We start from the raw sequence: 20824 nt of genomic DNA, 5'->3' as shown, positions 1-20824 counted from the left end.
GGTTAGTCCGCTGACGGGGAAGACACGGTGTCGTGGACCGGTACGTCCTGGGACCGGTTGACGGCGGTTGGGAGCCTTTTTCCCGGAGGCGGCTGCCTTCCTGCCCGCCCGCCGTTTGGGTCTCCCCGCCGAGGTCGTCTTTTCGGCGCTCACAAGGCTGCGTCGGTCGCCAGTATGTTCGAGGAGGCCAGGAGAAATCCACACCGCCTGACCCGGCACCCGTTCTCCTCCGCTACCCGAACCCGTGTCTGACTCCCTAATCGGTTCGAGAACATGAGGCCGCGGCAGGCCCTTGATCTTTCTTGGCGAAGCGGTTCGTCCCCAAATCGAAAAAGTGGGCCGTCAGCCGTTGCCACCAAGCCACGGCAATCGGATCTTTCTTGCCGGCAAGGTCCATGGTCCGGATCAGGGTGTTGTAGCAGAGCGCCCAGACCACATACTTCCCCTGGGGCGCCAGGAAATCCAAGTCCATATTGTCCTCGAAGACGGCCTTGACCGTCTTCCGGGAGGAACTGGCGTAGAGTCGATTGGCGAGCACCGTGTAGTCCCGGAGCAACTCGGCATGCCGGGCCACCTTGTCTTCAGAAGGAATGATGAGCTTCAGAATGGAGACGAGCGCAGTCCCCAGTCCCGCTCCGAGAATCCACCAGGAACCGTCCTGGAGGGCCAGCACAGCCGTTCCGGCGCCGAGCAGCAACAACGGGACGTTGCTCCACCGACTGAGAACCTGGAAGAAGAACTGTCGCCTGGCGTGGTAGCAAATCGAAATACGGACCTGGAAGAGAAGATTGTGGTGTTCCTGGTTTTTCATACCTTCACCTCTCCCGGGGCTGAAACCCTCACCCTCGTGGTCTCGAACCTGTGTTTGAATCCCCATTTAGAGTTAACGATTGCATGCCGGAAAAGACGAGGTTCAACCGGTGGCGCCAGGCCGGTTCTTCTCATACCCGACTCTCGTCATCCGCCGTCTTGCGCATGGGCGCCGCGGTTTGGAAGAATGAACCGCCCAGCCGAAGGGTGGCTTTCATGGTCGAGTCTCTGCTGAAGAGTTTGGATGAAGACGGGTGGCTCCTGCTGGAGGATGTGATCCCCGCGGACCAGGTGGACGACGTCCGGCGGAATGTGTTGTCCGCCCGGGACCGGTCTCTGGAAACCGAGGAAGCCAAGCTCGTAGCCAAAGACGCCCGGGTCACCACCCGGGGCGGGGCCGTGGTGGGACTCATCAACCTGGACCAGTCCATCGCCCCCTATCTGGCCGACCCGAGGGTCCTGGCCATCATCGAGCGGCTCTGGGGAGACTACACCCGGATCGTCTCCCTCGGCGGACTGATCAGCGACCCGGGCCACCGGGACCGGGTGTGGCACGCGGACTGGCCCTTCAACCAGACCAACGCCGCCCATATCCCCGCACCCTATCCCGACTCGGTCCAGGTCCTCACCGGCATCTTCATGCTCACGCCCTTCACGGCCGAGACGGGGGGCACCTTCGTGGTGCCGAAGAGCCATCGCTCTTCCAACAACCCGACGGGAGACAACGGCGTCGACCGCGGGGCGCCCCATCCCACGGAGGTCCAGGTGACCGGGGAAGCGGGAAGCCTGCTCCTGTTCGACAGCCGCATCTGGCACTCGGCGGCTCCCGTCCTCAGCCGTGACGCCCGGGTGGCGGCCGTGGTCCGCTACGCGCCGTGGTGGATCAACCTGAATCCGATACTGCTCGGCACCGACGACCACGCTCGGATCGTGACCGAGACCAACGGCAAGCCTTATCTGGTGCCGCTGGTCATGCGGGAGGTTTTCGAGTCTCTGCCCGGGACGGTTCAGCCTCTGCTCCGGCATTGGGTGGAACCGGGCGGGTAGCGGGTTCCTCGACCTACCAGAAGACGTAGAAGACCAGCAGAAGCGAAGCCGCCATCACCAGGCCGGCCCAGAGATTGGGCCGGGCCCACAACGGAACCGTGCGGCCGTGCAACTCGAAAGGCGAATTCACCAGATCGGGCACGCCCTGGCGGGACCGGTCGAGCCAGCCGCCCACCTGTCCCCGGGGCAGGGAGGACGCCGGATCACGGCCCAAAAACAACGAGGTCAGAATCATGGCGCCCGAGGTGGCGACGATGCTCCAGACGTAGGCGGCAAACTTGTCGGTGAACCAGACGGGAAAGAGATCCAGGCCGGCGCCCACCAGGGCGAGGATGCCGTAACCCGAACCGACCGCCAGGCCGATGCTCCCGCTCTTTCGGTGGACTCGCGTGAAGACCCCCATCAGGTAGACGGTCATGAGGGGAATGACGAATACGCTGGTGACCCTGATGAAGAAACCGGCGATGTTCTCGAAACGGAGAATGAAGGGAATGTAGGCAAAGGAAGCGGCCACCACAAAGGGGGTCACCCAGCGGCTGACCCGGAAATAGTGGCTGTCTTCCCGGTCCCGAACGAAGAGCCGGGCATAGATGTCCCGGGTGCAGAGGGCCGCCAGGGCCGAGCCGATCCCTTCGTAGGTGGTGATCGCCGCCGCGATCACCCCGGCCACGACGATTCCCTTCAGCCCCGGTCCCAGGAACTCGTTCACCAGCAGGGGGTAGATCTGGTCCGGCCGCTGCAGCGTCTCGGGCCAGATGGCCCGGCCCAGGATCCCCAACGTCCCGTTGAAGTACATCAGGATCATGGTCATGCCCGAGGCCAGGAGAACCGACATCTTCACGTCCCAGAGGGAGCGGGCGCCGAACAGTTTCATGGTCTCGCTGTGATTCACGATGGGGTAGGCCGCTCCCAGGATGAGCCATGCCGCGGTCACCACGAGGGGGTCGGGGCTGCCGGGGCGGGAAATACCGATATGCAATAGGTAGCGGGGCAGTTCGGCTCCCCCTTTGAGGGCCAGTTTCTCCATCGCGCCCGACCAGCCGCCGGCGACGTTCCAGAGCACGGACCACAGGACCAGGACTCCGGTGATCATGGCGACGGTCAGGAGAGCGTCGACCCAGGCGATGGTCTTGAGTCCGCCCCGGGCCGAGTACAGGGTGGCCATTCCGGCGAATGCGGCTACGGCGATCCAGGCCGAGATCTCATCGAGCCCCATGACCAGCGTGAGCGTCAACTGGAGGGAGATGGCGATTCCCGCCAGGATGTTGGTCCGGTACTGGAACTGCACCAGGGCGCTGACCACGCGAGCCGCCGGACCGAAACGATATTCCAGGTACTCGGCATTGGTGAACAACCCGGCCCGGTACATGGGAGGCAACACGTAGAAGGCGGCGATGACGTATCCCGTCACCACCCCCAGCCACCAGGTCGTCAAGACGGACATGCCCTCGAGATAGGTCATCCCGTTGACACCCACGATGTCGCCGCTGTCGACGGAGGTGGCGAAAAGCGAGATGGCCACGATCCAGAACGGCAGGCTGCGGCCGCCCAGGAACCAGTCCAGGTTGGTCTTGGTTTCGCGTGAACGCACCAGTCCGTAGCCGAAGACCAACAGGTTGAGACCCAGGACGATGACCCAGTCTATGGCCGACATCTTGAGTTAGCCCCTAATCGCCGCGGGCGTCCGCCGGCTTCAGAGAGCCGGCCGGCTCCGCTCCGCGTATCCGGTCAGTTCCACGTATCCCTGTCCTATCGAGCCGCCCGACGGCGTTTCGACCCGGACCGGACCCTCCCAGTAGGCGAGTCCCGGCAGGAGCCGGCTCACGTTCTCCGAGTCGGGGACCTCCGGAGTCACCATCAACTCCAGACCCTCGCCCGGGACCTGCAGCCGCCACCCGGCGGGATAGCGGGCGCCGTTGTGGGGACTGGCCCAGGCTCCGGTGGCCCGCACCGACCACTCCTCCGGTCCCAGGTACCGGGTTCGACCCTCCTTGGATATCAACGTCCCATTGGCAAAATCCACCCGATTGCGGCGATCCCTCAGAAGATAGAGCATCAGGTCGCGGCCGTCGTCCAACTGCAGGCTGAACCAGTCCCATCCGATCTGACGGGCTCCCAATTGATTGGACCCGAACTCCTTGTCCATCCAGGAGACGCCCTCCACGGCGTGTTCCTCGCCTCCGATGGAAACCCGGCCGCCGGTCGCCATCCGGGTGAAGCTGTAGTACTGGCTCGCGGCGCCCTCGTCTCCTCCCTTGATGCTGTAGCCGTTGGGCCCCTGGAAAACCGGGCCCTTGGTCCCGCGGGTCGTGAGACGGAAGGAAAAGTCCCGGCCCTCGTCCGAGGCGGCAAGGTCGAAGCCCTTGCCGTTCCAATGCAGGCTCCAGCGGCCGGAACTGCCGGCGGGAGGCCGGCTCCAGGCGATGAGCGAAGACGATCCGTCCCCGAATTGCCCCAGCAGCGGTGTGGCGCGATAGAGGATCTCGGTGAAGAGGTGCCGCTTGTTCATCAGGTCGGTCACCGCCGCGTGCCCCATGATGGCGTCCCGGGCCGTCCAGGCGGAGTCGAGGGGAGGAGCCGTGGGCTGGAGCCCGACCCGGAAGAAGGTGAACTGGTAGCCGAACCGGCGCGGAGTCTCTCCGCGGGTTCGCAGGTGGCCCGTGAAGTACCACCATTCGGTGCGATAGCCGTTCCGGGCCCAGTGATCCTGCGGGAAGGACCAGGTGTAATCGGAGCGCGCCGGTTTCCAATCCAAGGTCGTCCCCAACAGACTCAGAACAATCAGAGTTCCGGCAAGGAATGGCATTTGGCTAAAGGTCCTCTCGGCTGAGTTGGGTCGCCGGCGTCCGGCTGGCCGCCAGCGCCGGATACAGGCTTGCCAGCACTGCCGCCGCCAGGATGGTCGCCGACTGGACCAGGACCGTTCCCCAGGGCCAGTAGACCTGGATGGTCCACCCGAAGTAGGCCCGATTGATGACGAAGACCAGGATGCCCGCCAGGAGCACTCCACCCGCCAGACCCAGCGCGAGCCCGGCGACCCCCATGCCCAGCCCCTTGCCCACAAAGATCCGGAAGAGCTGCGACCGCCGGGCGCCGAGGGACCGGTAGAGAGCGAGCTCGGCCGACTCCTCCCGAGCCAGCACCAACAGCGTCAATATGATGCCCGCGACGGCGATCAGCAGGCTCGTCCCCTGCAGGAGCCGCGTGACGGCAAAGGTCTGGTCGAAGATCTCCATCACCTCCTGGCGCAGCTTCCGGTTGCTTCGAAAGAGGAGCGAATCACCCGCGTGCGCCGCCCGGAGGCGGTCGACGGTCTCGCCGGTGTCGGCTCCGGGCTTCAGGTAAAGGGCCACGCTGTGGACGGGCCCCGGGCCGAAGAGCCGTTCCATGGTCTCCAGGCCCACCACGGCCAGCCCCGTTCCCGGCTGATAGTCGTAGTAGATGCCGGCAATGGGAACCCGCCGCTCACCGTCTGGAGTGACCAGAGGGAGGTGGGCCCCCGGCTCCAGACCGCGCCGCCGCGCCAGAGTCTCCCCAACCAGAGTTGCGCCCTCTTCCCGGAACTGCCGGTAGGCGGCGTCCGGATCTCCTCCCGTCAGCGGAAACCGGGCCTCGCCCCCGGGAAGGCCGGTCTCGACCCCGGCCAGAAAGATGCGCTCGCCGCCGGAGCGGACCGTCAGCCTCCGGTAGCGGTCCAGGGCCACGACGTCCCTGGTCCGGGACAATCGGGAAATCAGCTCCGGGCTCAGGGCGGTCTCGTCGCCTCGTCCCCTCCAGGACTCGGTCTTGACGTAGATGTCGGCCTGGACCGAGGTCCGCAACCAGACTTCCAGCGTCTCCCGGAAGCTGCTGGTCTTGAGGGTGACGCCGACCATCATGCTGACCGCAATGGCCAGGGAGGAGGCCGTGAAGACGGTGGTGGTCCAGCGTCCGGCCAGGGAACGGAACCCGTATCGGACGCCGAGTCCGGACAGGGGCAGCAGCGACGCCGCCCGGACCAGGATGGGAGTGAACAACGGGATGGCCATCAGCAGAGCGATGCCCAGAACGAAGCCGGCCGGACGCCAGTCCGCGGCGAAACGGTACCAGGCTGCCGCCATCGCCAGAATCCCGGTCCCGGCCAGGGCCAGGGGAATCGCCGAGGTCCTCACCCTTTCCTGCAGGAGCCGGGAAGAGAGAAGCGACCGGGGAGGAGAGAGACAGAGGTCCAGGGCGGGGAGGAGGGTCCCGGCCAGCGCGGCGCCCATGCCGGCCGCGGCGCCCGCCAGGTAGACCCACGGGGGAACCTGGAGGGAGGTGATCTCGTTCAGGAGATAGACCTGGGTCAGGGTGGCGCTGACGGCGTCCACGTTGGCTCGGGCGGCCCAGTAACCCAGGCCGGTTCCCAGGACCACCCCCAGCGCCCCCACCAAGGCGGCCTCGAAGAGAATGAGTCCCAAGAGCTGCGCCCGGGTCGCCCCCACGGCCCGGAGCACTCCGAACTCGCGCCTCCGGCGCACCAGCAGCGCCTGGGAGCTGGTATAGACGACGAAGCTGCCCACGAAGAGGCTGATCAGGCTCAGCGCCGTCAGGTTCAGGCGGAACGCGCTCAGAAGACCGGCCGCCTCGTCCTCCCTCTGCGTCGGAGTCAGCACTTCCACCGAAGGACCCAGGCGTCGTTCCAGAAGCGCTTTGAGATCCGCGCGATCTTCAGCCGCCGCCTCGACATGAATCTCGTGCAGGTCGCCCGGCCGGCCCAGCAGGCCCTGGACCTGGGAGATGTCCATGACCGCCAGCTTGGCCCCGGCCAACGTCGTGACCCGGGCGAAGTCCACCAGGGCGCCGATGACCAGACGGGCCTCCCGCGGGCCGCAGGAAACTTCGATGGAATCTCCCACGGACCAGCCTTGGACACGGGCCAGCTCGGGAGTCACGGCCATCCAGCCGGGTTGAGTCAAGCCTTCCGACGCCTTCTCCCGGCCCAGCAGTTCCAGACTCTCCCGCGAAGCCGGAGAAATGAGATCGATTCCCATCACCTCCAGGAGCAATGAATCCGATCCCTTCACCGCCACGTCCAGCCGGTAGACCGGCCAGGCTCCCCGGACGCCGCGGGTGGCGAGCACTTCCGGAAAGAGGCTCTCCGGGAGAGTCCGGTTCAAGCCACGAACGGTGAGATCCGCGTCCGATCCCACGGCCCGGAGAGCTCCCCGGAATGCGGCCACGGCGCTCAGGTTGATGATCTGCACCGAGAGGACCGAGGCGACGCCCAGGGCGACTCCGAAGATCGTCAGAAGATAGAGCGACCGGCCCGCCCGGAGACGGGTCTTCAGGGTGTGAAGCAGGTAGCGCCTCATGCGGCGTCCAGGACCCCGCTGTGGATCCGCCAGGTCTCGTCGGCCAGTCCCGCCAGCTCCCGGCTGTGGGTGACGTAGAGCAGCGTGGCCTTCTCCCGGGTCACCAACTCCAGCATCAGCTCCAGGACCAGCCAGGAGTTCTCGTCGTCCAGGTTCCCCGTGGGCTCGTCCGCCAGGATCAGCCGGGGGCGCCGCAGGAGAGCCCGGCAGATGGCCACCCGCTGCATCTCTCCGCCGCTCAGGTTGCTCACCGGATCGTCGGCGCGATCGGCCAGGCCGACCCGGTCCAACAACTCCAGCACCCGGGGTTCGAAGTCACGGGGTTTCCCGCCGGCGACCAGTGCCGGGAGCGCCACATTCTCCCGGACCGGCAGGTGGGGCAGGAGATGGAAAAACTGGAAGACGAGGCCGATCTCGTTTCTGCGCAAAAGGGTCCGGTCGCGGTCCGAAAAACGGGAGAGGTCCTTTCCCAGAACCTCGACCCGGCCGCGGGTGGGCAGGTCGATGCCCGCGGCCAGATGCAGGAGGGTGGACTTGCCGCTGCCGCTCCGTCCCACGATGGCCACCCGGCGTCCTGAGGCCACCTGGAAAGAGACGTCGTGAAGCGCCGTCAGACTTCCTCCGGCGGATTCTCCGTAGGCCTTCGAAACGCGTGAAAATGCCAGTACGGGAGTCATCTCAACAAAACAGGTTATGGGTAACGGCGGAACGAATTCAACTCAAGATAATGAAAATCATTATCACATAGTCGCTTTATGAAAGTGATAATCATTATTGTTGAACCTGAGTTTCATTATCATTGATATTGACATCCCGTTTCAACAAAATCCTTTATTGGAAATAATTTATAGTTGACGATATGGAAATTTATATCTATATTTGTGTAGATCAGTAGAACACTGATTTCGAACACAAGGAGACCAATATGAACAAGGAAATCAATCAGGCCTTGAATGATCAGATTCACATGGAGCTGGAATCCTCTTACCTTTATCTGGCCCTGTCGGCCTACTACGATTCCAAGGATCTTCCCGGTTTCGCCCACTGGATGAGAGAGCAGAGCCGGGAAGAGTATGGGCACGCCATGAGGTTGTTCGACCACCTCCTGACCCGGCGGGCAACGGTCGATCTGGATGCCCTCGGTAAACCCGCCTACAGGTTCACCTCTCCCGTGAAGGCGTTCGACCAGGTACTCGAACATGAGAGGTCTGTGACCCGGGCCATACACCGACTGTACGAAAGCGCCTTGTCAGATGGCGATCACGCCACCAGCGTTGAGCTCCATTGGTTTATCCAGGAGCAGGTTGAAGAAGAAGAGGCAGCTGCCGATGTCGCTGCTCAACTCCGCCTCGTTGGCGACGAGCCCTTGGGGCTGTTGATGATCGATCACCAGTTGGCCAGGCGAGAATAGCTTGGATCGAATGCATCTGAGACTGCGGTGCCAAAGCAGGAGCAGGCAAGGAGTGGAGGTTGTCATGAAATCCGTGAGGACGATAACCCTTTGCGGGGCTGTTCTGGGCCTGGGTGCCTTCGCCGGATTGCGTCCTGCCGATGCCAGGGACAGGTCAATTTCGGAGTTGTCGTTCGGTAGCGACTTGGGCGACCGCGACGATGATGGCGACAACCTGGACTTTGCGCATTTTGGAAACGGGGAATCCGTCGCATTCGATTTGATGTTGGTGAACGTGGCGACCGAGGCGGTCCGTCCCGCCGTCTATATTTACGACAAGGAGGGCCATCCCATTGCCGCGGAATCGGTAGTGAAAATGACGAGTGATCTGGAGGCCCGAGCGGACGGCTCCGTGAGGAGTCGGATGAAGGTGGAACCCTTGGCGGAATTTGCGTTCTCGACCCACGGACAAGGAGATCTGGTGACCGGATCGGTGAAAGTGGTCTCTGATGGTCCCATCGGCGGGGTCCTGCGATTTGACCTCCCCGGTGTCGGGGTTTCCGGCGTGGGGGCCAGCCAACCCCTCCAGGATGCTCTCTTCCCGGCTCGCCGGCAGGCAGGAGGAATCAACACCGCAGCAGCGATCCACAACCTGACAGAGGAAGCGATGGTGGTGAACTGCCAATTGATGAAAGCGGGTGCCGTGCTCGAGGAGTTGGAGATCCCTCTGAAGGCCAACGGGCAGCAGGCCCAGTTCATTGACGAGATGTTCACCGGCACCGATACATCCGATTTCCTGGGATCGGTGCGCTGCGCCGCGCCAGACCGGTTCACGGGAGTGGCCGTGGAGATGGATGCCGGGAACCGGATCTTCACCACGCTGCCCGTCGTGCCTGTGGACCGGACGGAAGATGTCGACAAGGAAGCCACTCTGGACTTTGCACATTTCGCCAATGGGTCCGGCACCCACTCCGAACTGGTGCTGGTAAATGTCGCTACGACCGCAGTCCGGCCGACCCTTTATTTTTTCGACAAGGAAGGCGATCCCATTGCTGCGGAATCAGTAGTAGAAATCACCGGCGATCTGGAAGTCCGGGAGGCTGGAACTCTGACCGTAGGGACGGAGATCGATCCCCTGGGGGAACTCACGATTTCGACCCATGGTCGGGGAGATCTGGTGACCGGATCGGTGAAAGTGGTCTCTGATGGTCCCATCGGCGGGGTCCTGCGATTTGACCTCGCCGGGGTCGGAGTCGCCGGCGTAGGGGCCAGCCAACCCCTCCAGGACGCCCTCTTCCCGGCTCGCCGTCAGGCGGGAGGAATCAACACCGCAGCAGCGATCCACAACCTGACAGATGAAGCAATGGCGGTGAGTTGCCAATTGATGAAAGCGGGTGCCGTGCTCGAGGAGGTCGAGATCCCTCTCGAGGCCAACGGGCAGCAGGCCCGGTTCATCGATGAGATGTTTACCCACATCGATACGTCCGATTTCCTGGGATCGGTTCGCTGCACCTCGCCAGGCCGGTTCACCGGAGTGGCGTTGGAAATGGATGCCGGCAATCGGATCTTCACCACGCTCCCCGTGGTGGCGCAGGGCTACAGGAGCGTGACCGACGGCACCCTTTCCGGCTCGGACTCACGCTACAGAATCCTGACCTACTACGGCCAGGACACGGAGATTGACTTGTCCAGCTACTTGGATGAGGGAGTCACCGAGGCAACGTTCACTCTGAGGTCCTGCGACGCCACGCGAGCCGACTACTACGACCAGGTCCGTGTCGAGAGCGGCAAGCTGTTCTTGACATCCAACACTTTGGGCCACATCCACGGGATCAACTCGGAGACCGAGACGCTGTGTACCGTGACCGGGACCGGCACCGACGGTGTTTCTCAAGACCTGCACTTCTACCTGCATACAGTTTCTGCTGCTACCCCGCCTCCCTTGGCGCCAGGCGCCTTGATTGTGGAGTCCGTCGGCGAACGGGAATTAAAGGTCCGCGTTGAGTCTGGTGCTTCGCCCTATTACGTCCGGCTTGGATGGAGAACCGGCAGCGGTCGGCCCACATTCCGTGTCGTTTCCGGCGTAACCCCGGATACGGTTTTGACGATTCCGGATTTGGAGCCCGGGAAGGACTATGAGATCCGTGCCTATTTGATGAACCGCCAGAGTTTCGACCTGTATCGTGCAGGCAATTCGGGTCCGGATGGCACGCTGATTCCCGAAGGCCGCGCCGACGGCAAGTGGATTGCAAATCTGTCGAGTGGGGGTGTTGGGAAGAGCCAAACGGTTTCGGACCAAACCCCTCCCTCAAGTTCCGACCATGAGCCACCGACACCAGGGCGACCCCCGACAACACCAGGGGTGCCTCCGCGTGACGGCGATGGTGACGAGGGGGACGAGGGCGATGAGAACGACGAGGGCGATGAAGGGGACGAGGACGACGAAGGGGACGAGGACGACGAGGGCGATGAGGGCGATGAAGGGGACGAGGACGACGACAAGGATGACGACGAGGATGACGACGATGAGGACTAGTTGGTCAGGGGCAGGGTGTCCTCATGCTGGCGCATACTTGGGATACAAAGCACGAACCTAGTGCGAACAGTTGACGCATTCCCGTGGCTTATCGGCCGCGGTCGTGAAGAGGTCCATTGCGGTTTCGGGTGCTCCCGCCATGGTGGGCCGCGAACCGCGATGTCAGTCGGCAAGGTTCCGAAACAAAGACGATAGGAAATGAAGTGACGCGCGAAACTCCCGACCGTGTAGCCTCCGACTGCGGCGCGGTGGCTCGTCTGTCCGAAGACGCGCTCAAGATGGCACGCTACTTTCCGACGCTCATTTTTTCTCTGGATATCCCGAACAGCGAGACTCTGAACGCCCACCTGATCGAGGTGATCTACGCCGAACGAGAACGCGACGGGACAGGAGTGCGCAAGTCGAACTACCCGGAGTTGGGGGGGTGGCACAGCACCGTTAAGCTGCACAAGGACGTCACGTTTGCAGGATTGGTTCAACACGTCGACGCGGTCTCGGCAATGCTGTGCCGCAAGCTCGGATATCACACGTCCTATCGTCTGAGAATCGGCACCATGTGGTCGATCATCAATCCACCAGGCAGCTCGAACCGGGCCCATATCCATCCCGGCTGCATCTGGAGCGGCGTCTACTACGTCCAGGCACCCAGGAATTCGGGTCGAATCGTGTTCATCGATCCACGAACCCAGAACATGATGACTGTTGTCAAATACATCCCCGGAGCCAAGCGCCCACGGAATTGCTGGACCAGGGTCCAACACAAGCCCGTGGCCGGCAGAATGCTGATCTTTCCCAGTTGGCTGTACCACAGCGTGAATCCGAATCGATCCAGGGCTAACGGGAAGAACGCCGATCGGATCATCGTGAGCTTCAACCTGTCTCAGAAAAAGCACAGATAGCCGCGCGGAATCAACGGGAACGGCGAAAGCAAACACGCTGATACCGTCAGCAACGGCTGCATCGAGGGCCGCTACATCGATCCGAAGTGCCTGTTCCCCTTCGTGGAGGGCATTGGATCATTAGACGGAGGAACGAAGTCCGAACAGCGACAGCACAGCACGGACGAACCGACGGTTCAAGGCCCGAACGAACTCGCAGGTCGAATCTTGACAGTCTTGGAGGTGCCTTGGTAGCTTCGGGCGCCTCATGAGCACCTACCAGATCGGCAATTACCGGCAGACCTACGCCAGTTTTCGCCTCACCCGGCCCGAGCGCTACAACTGGGCCTTCGACGTGTTCGACCGGTGGGCTGCCGATCCGGAAAAGGTGGCCATGCGTTGGGTCAGCGACGGCGGGGACGTCCGCGAAGTGACGTTCCGGGAGTTCTCCCGGTCCTCGATTCGTTTCGCCAACGCTCTGGCCGGACTGGGCGTGGAGCCGGGAGACCGGATCTTCGTCATGCTCCCCCGGATCGTCGAATGGTGGGAGGTCCTCCTGGGCGGAATCCGGTCCCGGGCCGTCACCGTCCCCGGCACCACCTTGCTGAGGCACAAGGACATCGTCTACCGGATCAACGCCTCGGGTGCTTCGGTGGCCGTAACGGATGCCGCAAACGCCGACAGAATCGAGGCCGTTCGCCAGGACTGCCCCGGGCTGCGGCATGTCATCGTCGTAGGCGGGGGCGCCGGCTGTATCGGATATGAGGACCTGCTGGCCAAGAGTTCTCCCAGCATGGACCATCCCCGGAACCCCTCCACCGATCCCCTCATGGTCTACTTCACGTCGGGGACCACCGGACCTCCCAAGATGGTCCTGAACGACCACGCCAGCTATCCGAAGGCGCACATCATCACCGGCAAATTCTGGCTCGACAACCGCCCCACGGACCTCCACTGGACGCTTTCGGACACGGGATGGGCCCAGGCCGCGTGGACCTGCCTGTTCGCTCCCTGGAACATGGGCGCGGCCATTTTTATCTGGGACCACCGGGGACGGTTCGATGCGGAGCGGACGCTGCGGATGCTTCACGACCACCCCATAACGACCTTCTTCGCTCCTCCCACGGCCTATCGGATGATGGTCCAGGAAGATCTGACCCGCTGGCCGGCGAAGACTCTGCGCCACTGTCTGGGAGCCGGGGAAGCGGTCAACCCCGAGGTCATCGCCACCTGGAAGGGGGCCATGGGTCATCACATCTGGGAGGGCTACGGCCAGACCGAGACCGTCCTCTGCGTGGCCACGTTTCCCGGTATGGAGTACCGGCCCGGGTCCATGGGAGTCGCCTCGCCCGGGTTCCGAATGGGCGTGGTGGACGACTCGGGAAATGAACTCGGTCCCGGAGAGGAGGGAGAGATCGCCATCCGGGTGCGTCCCGAACGGCCTCTGGGCCTGTTCTGCGGCTACTACCGGAACCCGGAAGCGACCACGAACTGTTACGTCGGCGACTGGTACATGACCGGCGACCGGGCAACCCGGGACGAGGAGGGCTACTTCTACTTCGTCAGCCGAGCCGACGACGTCATCAACACCTCGGCGTATCGCGTGGGGCCCTTCGAGGTGGAGTCGGCGTTGCTGGAGCATGCGGCGGTGGCGGAGGTGGCGGTGGTGGGAAGTCCTGACCCGTTGCGGGGAGAGATCATCAAGGCGTTCGTCGTGCTCGGTCAGACTGCCCGCCCCTCGGACGAACTGGTCCGGGAACTCCAGGCCCACGTGCGCGGCGTCACCGCTCCCTACAAGTACCCTCGCGAGGTGGAGTTCATCCAAGAACTGCCCAAGACCATCAGCGGAAAGATTCGGCGCAACGAACTTCGGCGGCGGGAGCTGGAGAAGAAGAGCCGCTGACTCTCCCCCGATCTCCGGGAACTGACCTCTCATGCCCTTTTCCGAAGACCACGAACTCTTTCGAGAGTCTCTGAGACGCTTCGTGCAGGAAGAGATCCTGCCTCACGTGGAGAAGTGGGAAGAGAAGGAGGAGACGCCCCGTTCGCTGTTCGAGCAAATGGGGGAACTGGGTTTCCTCGGGGCCGAGTACCCGCCCGAATACGGCGGCGGCGGCGCCGACTTCTGGATGTCGGTGGTCCTGGCCGAAGAGCTGGCGCGCTGCCGCTCCGGCGGCGTGGCGTTCGGCGTCATCGTCCACACGGACATGTCCTCCCCCTGGCTGGTCCATTTCGGAACCGAGCACCAGAAACGGCGTTACCTGCCGGACATCATCCGGGGCCGGAAGATCTGCGCCCTGGCCATCACCGAGCCGGACACCGGATCGGACATGGCGGCCCTCTCCACCCGGGCGGTCCGCGCCGGCGGCGACTGGGTCCTGACGGGCGCCAAAACCTTCATCACCAACGGCGTGAACGGCGACCTCTACTTCGTGGCCGCCCGGACCCGGGACGACGGTCCCCGCCGTGAGCGCCTCTCCCAGTTCCTGGTGGAGCGGGACACTCCCGGCTTCAGCGTCGGGCGCAAGCTGAAGAAGACCGGCATGTTGGCTTCGGACACGGCCGAGCTGGTCTTCGACGAGGTCCGCGTCCCCGGAGAAAACCTCCTGGGAGTGGAGGGACAAGGGTTTGCCCAACTGGTCTCGGGGTTGCAACGGGAACGGCTCATGGCGGCCGTGTTGTGCGTCTCCGCCGCCCGGCAGGCTCTGGAGGACTGCGCCGAGTACCTGAACCAGCGCCACGCCTTCGGCCGGCCCCTCTCCCGGTTCCAGGCCCTGGCCCACCGGCTCGCCGACATGGCGACGGAAGCGGAAGCGGCCAGGCAACTGACTTACCACGCCGCCGCCCTCTTCGCATCGGGGCAGGAGTGCACCCGCGTCGTGTCGATGGCCAAGCTCTACGCCACCGAGATGGCCAACCGGGTGGCCTACCACGCCGTCCAGATGCACGGCGGCTACGGCTACATGCGGGAGTACGCCGTGGAGCGCTTCGCCCGGGACTACCGGCTCTGGCCCATCGCCTCGGGCACCTCCGAGATCATGCGCGAGATCATCTCCCGGGACTTGTTGAGGTAGTGGAGCGACTTTCCTGTCGCCAAAGGAGCGGCGGTTTTCTTACCGCCGATTGGACCGGCGACTTTCCTGTCGCCGAGAGCGACGGTTTCCAACCGCCGATGAGGGGCAGGGAGGACGGAGTCCCCACTCTACACTTTCCGGGCCGCCGAACTGTTCGGAAACAAAGAAAAATACGGGGGACTAACAGTCCCCCCTCCTACCGACGCCTCACGAAGTCCTGGACATTTCTCCGGCTCTCGCGGTCTTCAAAACACGCCAGGAAATCGGCCGAGGCCACGCCCTCCCAGTGGTCGCTCCTGAGTTCCGACATCCGGTGCAGCAACGCCTTGGTCCGGGCCAAACCCTCCGCCGGAAAGGAGGCCAGCCGCCGCGCCAGCGCTTCGCCCCGGCCCAGAAGCTCCGATTCCGGAACCACTTCATTGACCAGGCCGATCTCGTGGGCCCGAGTCGCGTCGATTTTCTCGCAGGACAGAAGCAACCACCGGGCGGCGGCGCCCCCCAACAGATCGACCGTCCTCCCCAACGACCAGGGCGGCGTCCATCCCAGCTCCACCTCCGGAAGTCCGAAAACAGCGGACACGGACGCGATCCGGAAGTCGTGGTAGAGCGTGACCTGAAGTCCGCCCCCCAAGGCATACCCATGGATCAGCGCCAACGTCGGCTGGGGCAGGGAATCGAGCAGTCCGAACGCCTCCCCGTAACCCCGCTCCAACGACGTGGCCTCGGCCCCCGAGAGCGGCGCCAATTCGCGCAGATCGCTGCCGGAGCAGAAGGCCCGGCCCGCCCCCCGGGTCACCACGACCCGGACAGAGTCGTCTTCGCGGATCTGGTTCAGGAATTGCACGTAACGCCCGACCATCTCCTGGTCCAGCGCGTTGAGCACCTGGGGCCGGTTCAGGGTGAGCCAGGCCACTCCGTCACGGATGGAAAGTTGGACGGAATCAGTCGCCGGCACTGGCCTTCTCGCCGGCTCGGGTCAGAAACCGCTCCATGGATCCGAGGATGAATCGTTCGTGAGTCCCGCGGGCGATGAGATCCTGCTCGTCATAGGCCTCGAACCGGAATCCGAGCCGCTTTCCCTCCAGCTCCACGAGTTCCACCCGGATCGTCACCTTCATGCCCACCGGCGTCGGCGCCAGGTGCTGCATGTTCACCCGGGTTCCCACCGTGCCCTGACCCTCGTCCAGCGTGGGCGCGGCGCAACGGATGGCGCAGGCTTCGATGAGGGCCACCAGTGCCGGCGTGGCCAGCACCCGGACACCGGGGTTTCCGAAACGGTCCGCGGTCAGATCGTCGCCGACCGTGTGCTCCGTCGTCAGGTTCCGGCCCACTTTGAGAACGTCGGTCATTTCAACCCTCCTTCCCGGCTCGCCATCAGTCTGGAGACCCGGTCAGTTCCTGCCGGACGATGCGGGTGCCCGCCACCATGTTGCGCAGCTTCATGACCGTGATCCAGCGGGGGAGTTGGAAGAAACCGCAGTCGGGCACGACCCAGAGTTTTTCGGGGGGTATATATTGCAGCGCGGCGCGAATCCGGTCCGCCACGTCATTCGGCGTCTCCCGGTAGAAGGACTTGATATCGATGACCCCGACGCCGATGTCCCGTTCCTTGGAGAGTTCCCGGCAGATTTCCAACTCGTGCATCTCCCGGTTTGCAAACTCCAGGACGTACTCGTCGCACTTGGCCTCCAGCAGGTAGGAAATCATGGGTCCATACTCCCGCTTGCCGCGGGGACGGGATCCCAGGTTGCCGAAGCAGATATGGAAGGCGATCCTGGCGTCAACCCCTTCCACGCACCGATTGTAAAGGTCCAGGTACTCCTTCAGTTCTCCGGGGATGATGGCAAAGGAGGGCTCGTCCAACTGGATGTAGTCGGCTCCCGCCTTGACCAGGTCCTTGAGCTCCTGGTTGACCACCTCGGCAAACTCCCAGAACAGTTCCAGACGGTCCCGGTAGTACTCGCGAACCGACGAGTCCCTGAGGTGAATGGTGACGGTCAACGGGCCCGGACAGGTGGCCTTGACCGGCTTGTCGGTCTGGGTCTTCAGATGCTTGAACTCCTCGACTACGCCGAGTCCACGGGGTACGGTCACCTTCTCCCGGAGACGGTAACGCGGCACCGAGTCGTACGCGTACAAACCCACCCTGCGCAACGGCTCTTCCGATTCGATGCCCTCCATCTTCTCGTAGAAGCTCTGGACGAAGTGCCAGCGCTTCATTTCACCGTCGGAGATGACGTCCACGCCGGCCCGTTCCATGTCCCGGATGGCGATGCTCACGGCGTCGTCGTAGAGTTCCCGTTTGTCGGTCTTACCGTATTTTCCCGCCTCGATGGCCTCCAACGCGGTATAGAACCAACTCGGGATGGCATGGCTGCCAATGACCGACGTGGGAAGCAACGGAAGATTTTCCTTCATGTTTCTCTTACCTCCGAGCAGAAGTGCAAAATCGTAACACAGGGACCGCAGGCGCCCAAAGGTTCGCGCCGGCCTCGAATATCACGCTCCCGCAAATTTTTCCGGGTGGGCGAACAGGTCCCGCAGTTCCTTCAGGAAGAGGCCCGCCGGATATCCGTCGACGGCCCGGTGATCGAAGACCAGGCAAAGGTAGGCTGTGGGAACGACTTCCAGCCGCCCTTCGACGGCCAACGGCCTGTGCTGGATCCGGCCGATTCCCAGAATTGCCACCTGGGGTGGATTGATGATGGGGGTGAACAGGTCCACGTGGGCGCCGCCCAGGTTGGTGATGGTGAAGGTGCCGTCGCTGACGTCCGCCAGATCCAGCGTTCCTTCCCGCGCCCGTCCGGCCAGAGCGCGGCTCTCTTGTGCCAGTTGGACCAGGTCCTTGCGGCCGGCATCCTTCAGAACCGGCACTACCAAACCCTGGTCCAGGTGGACCGCCAATCCCATGTTGATCCGGTCGTGGACGCGCACCTGTTTATCCACCAGGGTGGCGTTGAGCAGGGGATGCCGGCCCAGGGCCACGGTGACCGCCTGGGTCACCAAATCGTTCAAGGAGATCCGCAAACCGTGGCTGGACTGCCAGCGGGGGAGATTCGACTCGCGGAACTCCACCGTCCGGCTCATGTCCACGTGCATCACTTCCGTCACCCGGGGGATGTCGCGCCAGCTCTGGGAGAGGCGCTGCGCCACTCGGCCCCGTGTGCCGGTCAGGGGAATCGTCCGGACCACTCCGAGAGTGGATTCCGGCTTTCGCGCCGCCTGGGTCGGGGAAGCGGCCGCAGCAGCCGCCCGCAGGATGTCGTCCTTGGTGATCCTTCCGCCGGGGCCGGAACCGGTCACGGTGGCCGGATCCACGCCGTGCCGGGAGGCCAGTTTCCGGGCCACGGGAGAGATTCTCAATCGTCGGGACCTGGCGGGCCGCTTGCGCCGTGGGGAGGGACCCGCCACGGCTCCGGGCCTCTCCTTCCGGGCCGCGGGTGCTCCCGCCGGCGCCAATAGGCGCGCGGTCTCCGCCGGATCGGGGCTCTCACCGGGAGCCAACAGAATCGCCAGAATGGCTCCGATGGGCCGCTCCTGCCCGGCGGGGACGACGATCTTGTGAAGGACTCCGTCCATGGGAGCCTCCACTTCGGTGGTCACCTTGTCGGTCTCCACCATCAGCAGCGGATCCCCCTTGGCCAGGCGGTCCCCCTCCTGCTTCAGCCACTCCAGAACCGTCCCCGATTCCATGGTGTGGCCCAGGCTGGGCATTCCGAATTTCACCGCCATGGGGTTCGTCCTTTACGCGACCAGGTCTCGCGCCGCGGCGAGCAGTTTCTCGACGCTGGGCACCGCCAGCTTCTCCAAGACGGGGCTGAAGGGCATGGGCACGTCAGCGGCGGCGACCCGGCGGACGGGGGCGTCCAGGTAGTCGAAGCACTCCTCGGCAATCCGGGAAGCCAACTCCGCGCTCGAACCTCCCCGGCGAACCTCTTCGTCGGTGACGATGGCCCGGTTGGTCTTCTCCACCGAGGAGAAAATCGTGTCCGTGTCCAGCGGGACCAGGGTCCGGGGATCGATGATCTCCAACTCGATCCCTTCCGCGCTCAGGATCCCCGCCGCCTCCAAGGCCTTTCCCACCATGGGCCCCGACGCCACGACCGTGATGTCGTCCCCCTGGCGCTTGACGTCGGCTTGGCCGAATGGGATGGAGTATTCCGTGTCCGGAACCTCCCCCTTGACCGAGTAGAGGCGTTTGTACTCGATGAACATGACCGGGTCCCGGCCCCGCAGGGCCGACTTCATGAGCCCCTTGGCGTCACGGGGGGTGGAGGGAACCGCCACCTGCAGGCCGGGCACGTGCATGAACCAGGCCTCCAGGCTCTGGGAATGCTGGGCGGCTATGAGCCGGGCCGAACCCGAAGGGAGCCGCAAGACCACCGGGACGTCGGTCTGGCCCCCGAACATGTAGCGGACCTTGGCCATCTGATTCACGACTTCATCCATGGCGCAGGTGATGAAATCGACGTACATGATCTCCGCCACCGGACGCATTCCGCACAGGGCGGCTCCGACGGCGGTACCGACGATGGCGGCTTCGGAGATGGGGGTCTGGCGGATCCGGTCCGGGTACTTTTCGGCGATGCCCCGGGTGACCGCGTAGGGTCCGCCGTGGGCGATCACGTCCTCTCCCAGGACGAAAATGCTCGAATCCCGGGCCATCTCCTCGTGCAGGGCTTCTCGAATCGCCTGGTTCATGGGTATCGAGGGCATGACGGGCTGGTCCTCCTTCTGGACGGTCTGTTTCTCACGCAACCGGAGTGGAGAAGACGTCTCGGGTCAACTCCTCCGGGCCGGGGAAGGGACTCTCATCGGCGAATCGCACCGCTGCTGCGATCTCCTCCTCCACCGACCTCCGGATCGACTCGGCCTCCTCAGCCGTCAGTACTCCCTCCCGCTGGAGATGGTCGCCGAGGCCCTGGATAGGATCGTGCCGGCGGGACCAATCCGCAATCTCCTCCTTGGTTCGATACTGTTGCGGATCGCCGAAATTGTGGCCGTGGAAGCGGTAGGTCTTGCACTCCAGCAGGGTGGGCCCCTCGCCCCGGCGGGCCCGGTCGACGGCCTCTCCGGCCACCTCGTAGACGGACAGGACGTCCATGCCATTCACCTGGGCGCCCGGGATGCCGTAAGCGGAGGACATGGAGGCCACGTCGGTCACCAGGGTGATCTCCTCCTGGGGCGTCCACTGAGCGTACTGGTTGTTCTCGCAGACGTAGACGACCGGCAACCGCCAGACGGCTCCCAGGTTGATGTTCTCGTGGAAGGGTCCGCGATTGACGGCGCCGTCCCCGAAGAAACAGACGGCGACCTGCCCGCTCTCGCGCATCTGGGCGGCCAGGCCGGCTCCCGTGGCCAGGCCGAATCCTCCCGCCACGATGCCGTTGGCTCCCAGCATCCCCACGGAGAAATCCGCGATGTGCATGGAGCCGCCCTTGCCCTTGCAGTAGCCGGTGATGCGTCCGAAGAGCTCGGCCATCATGCGCCGGACGTCGGCTCCCTTGGAGATGCAGTGACCGTGGCCCCGGTGGGTGGAGGTGATGTAGTCGGCATCGGTGAGATGGGCGCAGATCCCGACTCCCACCGCCTCCTGCCCGATGTAGGTGTGCAGCGCCCCCAGGACCTTGCCCTGGCCGGACTGGTATTCCGCCTGTTCTTCGAAGAGACGGATCCGCCACATGGCGGTGTACATGTCCAGCAGTTTTCCCGTCGTCGGACCGTTGATTCCCATGGCTTTGGTCTCTCCTTCGTTT

General features: G+C 63.9%; 17 protein-coding genes. 6 read left to right on the top strand and 11 right to left on the bottom strand.

Translation table 11 applies throughout. The features are described 5' to 3' along the window. Positions 1-256: 256 nt before the first annotated feature. Positions 257-811: a hypothetical protein gene (locus OXT71_03140; GenBank protein MDE2925373.1), complete on the bottom strand. Its 555-nt coding sequence runs from the start codon at positions 809-811 to the stop codon at positions 257-259. Positions 812-1026: 215 nt separating this feature from the next. Between OXT71_03140 and OXT71_03135 the strand changes: the two genes are divergently transcribed. After that, positions 1027-1857 (top strand): phytanoyl-CoA dioxygenase family protein, encoded by an 831-nt coding sequence (locus OXT71_03135; GenBank protein MDE2925372.1) that lies wholly within the window; start codon positions 1027-1029, stop codon positions 1855-1857. Positions 1858-1870: 13 nt separating this feature from the next. Here OXT71_03135 and OXT71_03130 read toward each other — a convergent pair whose 3' ends face one another. From OXT71_03130 to OXT71_03115, 4 genes are read right to left on the bottom strand one after another with little or no spacing between them, the layout of a single operon-like run. Then, positions 1871-3511 (bottom strand): hypothetical protein, encoded by a 1641-nt coding sequence (locus tag OXT71_03130; protein ID MDE2925371.1) that lies wholly within the window; start codon positions 3509-3511, stop codon positions 1871-1873. A gap of 39 nt (positions 3512-3550) precedes the next feature. Then, complete coding sequence (locus OXT71_03125; protein ID MDE2925370.1) at positions 3551-4663, bottom strand: carotenoid 1,2-hydratase; 1113 nt, start codon at positions 4661-4663, stop codon at positions 3551-3553. Positions 4664-4667: 4 nt separating this feature from the next. After that, entirely contained in the window at positions 4668-7190 is a 2523-nt protein-coding gene (locus OXT71_03120) for an FtsX-like permease family protein (protein ID MDE2925369.1), read from the bottom strand. Then, positions 7187-7867 (bottom strand): ABC transporter ATP-binding protein, encoded by a 681-nt coding sequence (locus OXT71_03115; protein MDE2925368.1) that lies wholly within the window; start codon positions 7865-7867, stop codon positions 7187-7189. The genes OXT71_03120 and OXT71_03115 overlap by 4 nt, the downstream gene beginning before the upstream one ends. A 248-nt stretch (positions 7868-8115) precedes the next feature. Here OXT71_03115 and OXT71_03110 point away from each other — a divergent pair, with 248 nt between their 5' ends. The 5 genes from OXT71_03110 to OXT71_03090 all read left to right on the top strand — a co-directional run bounded on the left by OXT71_03110 (position 8116) and on the right by OXT71_03090 (position 15068). After that, on the top strand, positions 8116-8601 hold the full coding sequence (locus OXT71_03110; protein MDE2925367.1) for a ferritin: 486 nt from the start codon (positions 8116-8118) through the stop codon (positions 8599-8601). A 64-nt stretch (positions 8602-8665) separates the two neighbouring features. Next, positions 8666-11116, top strand: coding sequence for a fibronectin type III domain-containing protein (locus OXT71_03105; GenBank protein MDE2925366.1), 2451 nt, complete (start codon positions 8666-8668; stop codon positions 11114-11116). Positions 11117-11319: 203 nt separating this feature from the next. Then, on the top strand, positions 11320-12015 hold the full coding sequence (locus OXT71_03100) for a TIGR02466 family protein (protein MDE2925365.1): 696 nt from the start codon (positions 11320-11322) through the stop codon (positions 12013-12015). 247 nt (positions 12016-12262) lie between these two features. After that, the gene (locus OXT71_03095; GenBank protein MDE2925364.1) at positions 12263-13897 is read left to right on the top strand and encodes an AMP-binding protein; all 1635 of its coding nucleotides are present in this window, start codon (positions 12263-12265) and stop codon (positions 13895-13897) included. A 31-nt stretch (positions 13898-13928) separates the two neighbouring features. Next, a complete protein-coding gene (locus OXT71_03090; GenBank protein ID MDE2925363.1) occupies positions 13929-15068 on the top strand; it encodes an acyl-CoA dehydrogenase family protein in 1140 nt (379 codons plus the stop codon). A 196-nt stretch (positions 15069-15264) separates the two neighbouring features. Here the strand turns inward: OXT71_03090 and OXT71_03085 are convergent, their stop codons facing one another. From OXT71_03085 to OXT71_03060, 6 genes are all read right to left on the bottom strand, one after another. Further along, on the bottom strand, positions 15265-16023 hold the full coding sequence (locus tag OXT71_03085; protein MDE2925362.1) for an enoyl-CoA hydratase/isomerase family protein: 759 nt from the start codon (positions 16021-16023) through the stop codon (positions 15265-15267). Continuing rightward, a complete protein-coding gene (locus tag OXT71_03080) occupies positions 16010-16417 on the bottom strand; it encodes a thioesterase family protein (GenBank protein MDE2925361.1) in 408 nt (135 codons plus the stop codon). Before OXT71_03080 ends, OXT71_03085 begins: the two co-directional genes overlap by 14 nt. A gap of 25 nt (positions 16418-16442) precedes the next feature. Further along, entirely contained in the window at positions 16443-17486 is a 1044-nt protein-coding gene (locus OXT71_03075) for a cobalamin-independent methionine synthase II family protein (protein MDE2925360.1), read from the bottom strand. A gap of 81 nt (positions 17487-17567) precedes the next feature. Next, complete coding sequence (locus OXT71_03070) at positions 17568-18800, bottom strand: dihydrolipoamide acetyltransferase family protein (GenBank protein MDE2925359.1); 1233 nt, start codon at positions 18798-18800, stop codon at positions 17568-17570. Positions 18801-18812: 12 nt separating this feature from the next. Continuing rightward, positions 18813-19784, bottom strand: coding sequence for an alpha-ketoacid dehydrogenase subunit beta (locus tag OXT71_03065; protein MDE2925358.1), 972 nt, complete (start codon positions 19782-19784; stop codon positions 18813-18815). Between the two features lie 34 nt (positions 19785-19818). Next, positions 19819-20802: a thiamine pyrophosphate-dependent dehydrogenase E1 component subunit alpha gene (locus OXT71_03060; protein ID MDE2925357.1), complete on the bottom strand. Its 984-nt coding sequence runs from the start codon at positions 20800-20802 to the stop codon at positions 19819-19821. Positions 20803-20824: the final 22 nt, after the last annotated feature.

The sequence above is a fragment of the Acidobacteriota bacterium genome, from assembly GCA_028874215.1.
GTDB lineage: Bacteria > Acidobacteriota > UBA6911 > RPQK01 > JAJDTT01 > JAJDTT01.
The sequence above is the reverse complement of the archived record's forward strand: the minus strand, read 5'-3'. Positions and strand labels throughout refer to the sequence as shown.

Coding starts and splice junctions, on each gene's coding strand:
- OXT71_03140 (MDE2925373.1), bottom strand. CDS start 811: ATGAAAAACCAGGAACACCACAATCTTCTCTTCCAGGTCCGTATTTCG.
- OXT71_03135 (MDE2925372.1), top strand. CDS start 1,027: ATGGTCGAGTCTCTGCTGAAGAGTTTGGATGAAGACGGGTGGCTCCTG.
- OXT71_03130 (MDE2925371.1), bottom strand. CDS start 3,511: ATGTCGGCCATAGACTGGGTCATCGTCCTGGGTCTCAACCTGTTGGTC.
- OXT71_03125 (MDE2925370.1), bottom strand. CDS start 4,663: ATGCCATTCCTTGCCGGAACTCTGATTGTTCTGAGTCTGTTGGGGACG.
- OXT71_03120 (MDE2925369.1), bottom strand. CDS start 7,190: ATGAGGCGCTACCTGCTTCACACCCTGAAGACCCGTCTCCGGGCGGGC.
- OXT71_03115 (MDE2925368.1), bottom strand. CDS start 7,867: ATGACTCCCGTACTGGCATTTTCACGCGTTTCGAAGGCCTACGGAGAA.
- OXT71_03110 (MDE2925367.1), top strand. CDS start 8,116: ATGAACAAGGAAATCAATCAGGCCTTGAATGATCAGATTCACATGGAG.
- OXT71_03105 (MDE2925366.1), top strand. CDS start 8,666: ATGAAATCCGTGAGGACGATAACCCTTTGCGGGGCTGTTCTGGGCCTG.
- OXT71_03095 (MDE2925364.1), top strand. CDS start 12,263: ATGAGCACCTACCAGATCGGCAATTACCGGCAGACCTACGCCAGTTTT.
- OXT71_03090 (MDE2925363.1), top strand. CDS start 13,929: ATGCCCTTTTCCGAAGACCACGAACTCTTTCGAGAGTCTCTGAGACGC.
- OXT71_03080 (MDE2925361.1), bottom strand. CDS start 16,417: ATGACCGACGTTCTCAAAGTGGGCCGGAACCTGACGACGGAGCACACG.
- OXT71_03075 (MDE2925360.1), bottom strand. CDS start 17,486: ATGAAGGAAAATCTTCCGTTGCTTCCCACGTCGGTCATTGGCAGCCAT.
- OXT71_03070 (MDE2925359.1), bottom strand. CDS start 18,800: ATGGCGGTGAAATTCGGAATGCCCAGCCTGGGCCACACCATGGAATCG.
- OXT71_03065 (MDE2925358.1), bottom strand. CDS start 19,784: ATGCCCTCGATACCCATGAACCAGGCGATTCGAGAAGCCCTGCACGAG.
- OXT71_03060 (MDE2925357.1), bottom strand. CDS start 20,802: ATGGGAATCAACGGTCCGACGACGGGAAAACTGCTGGACATGTACACC.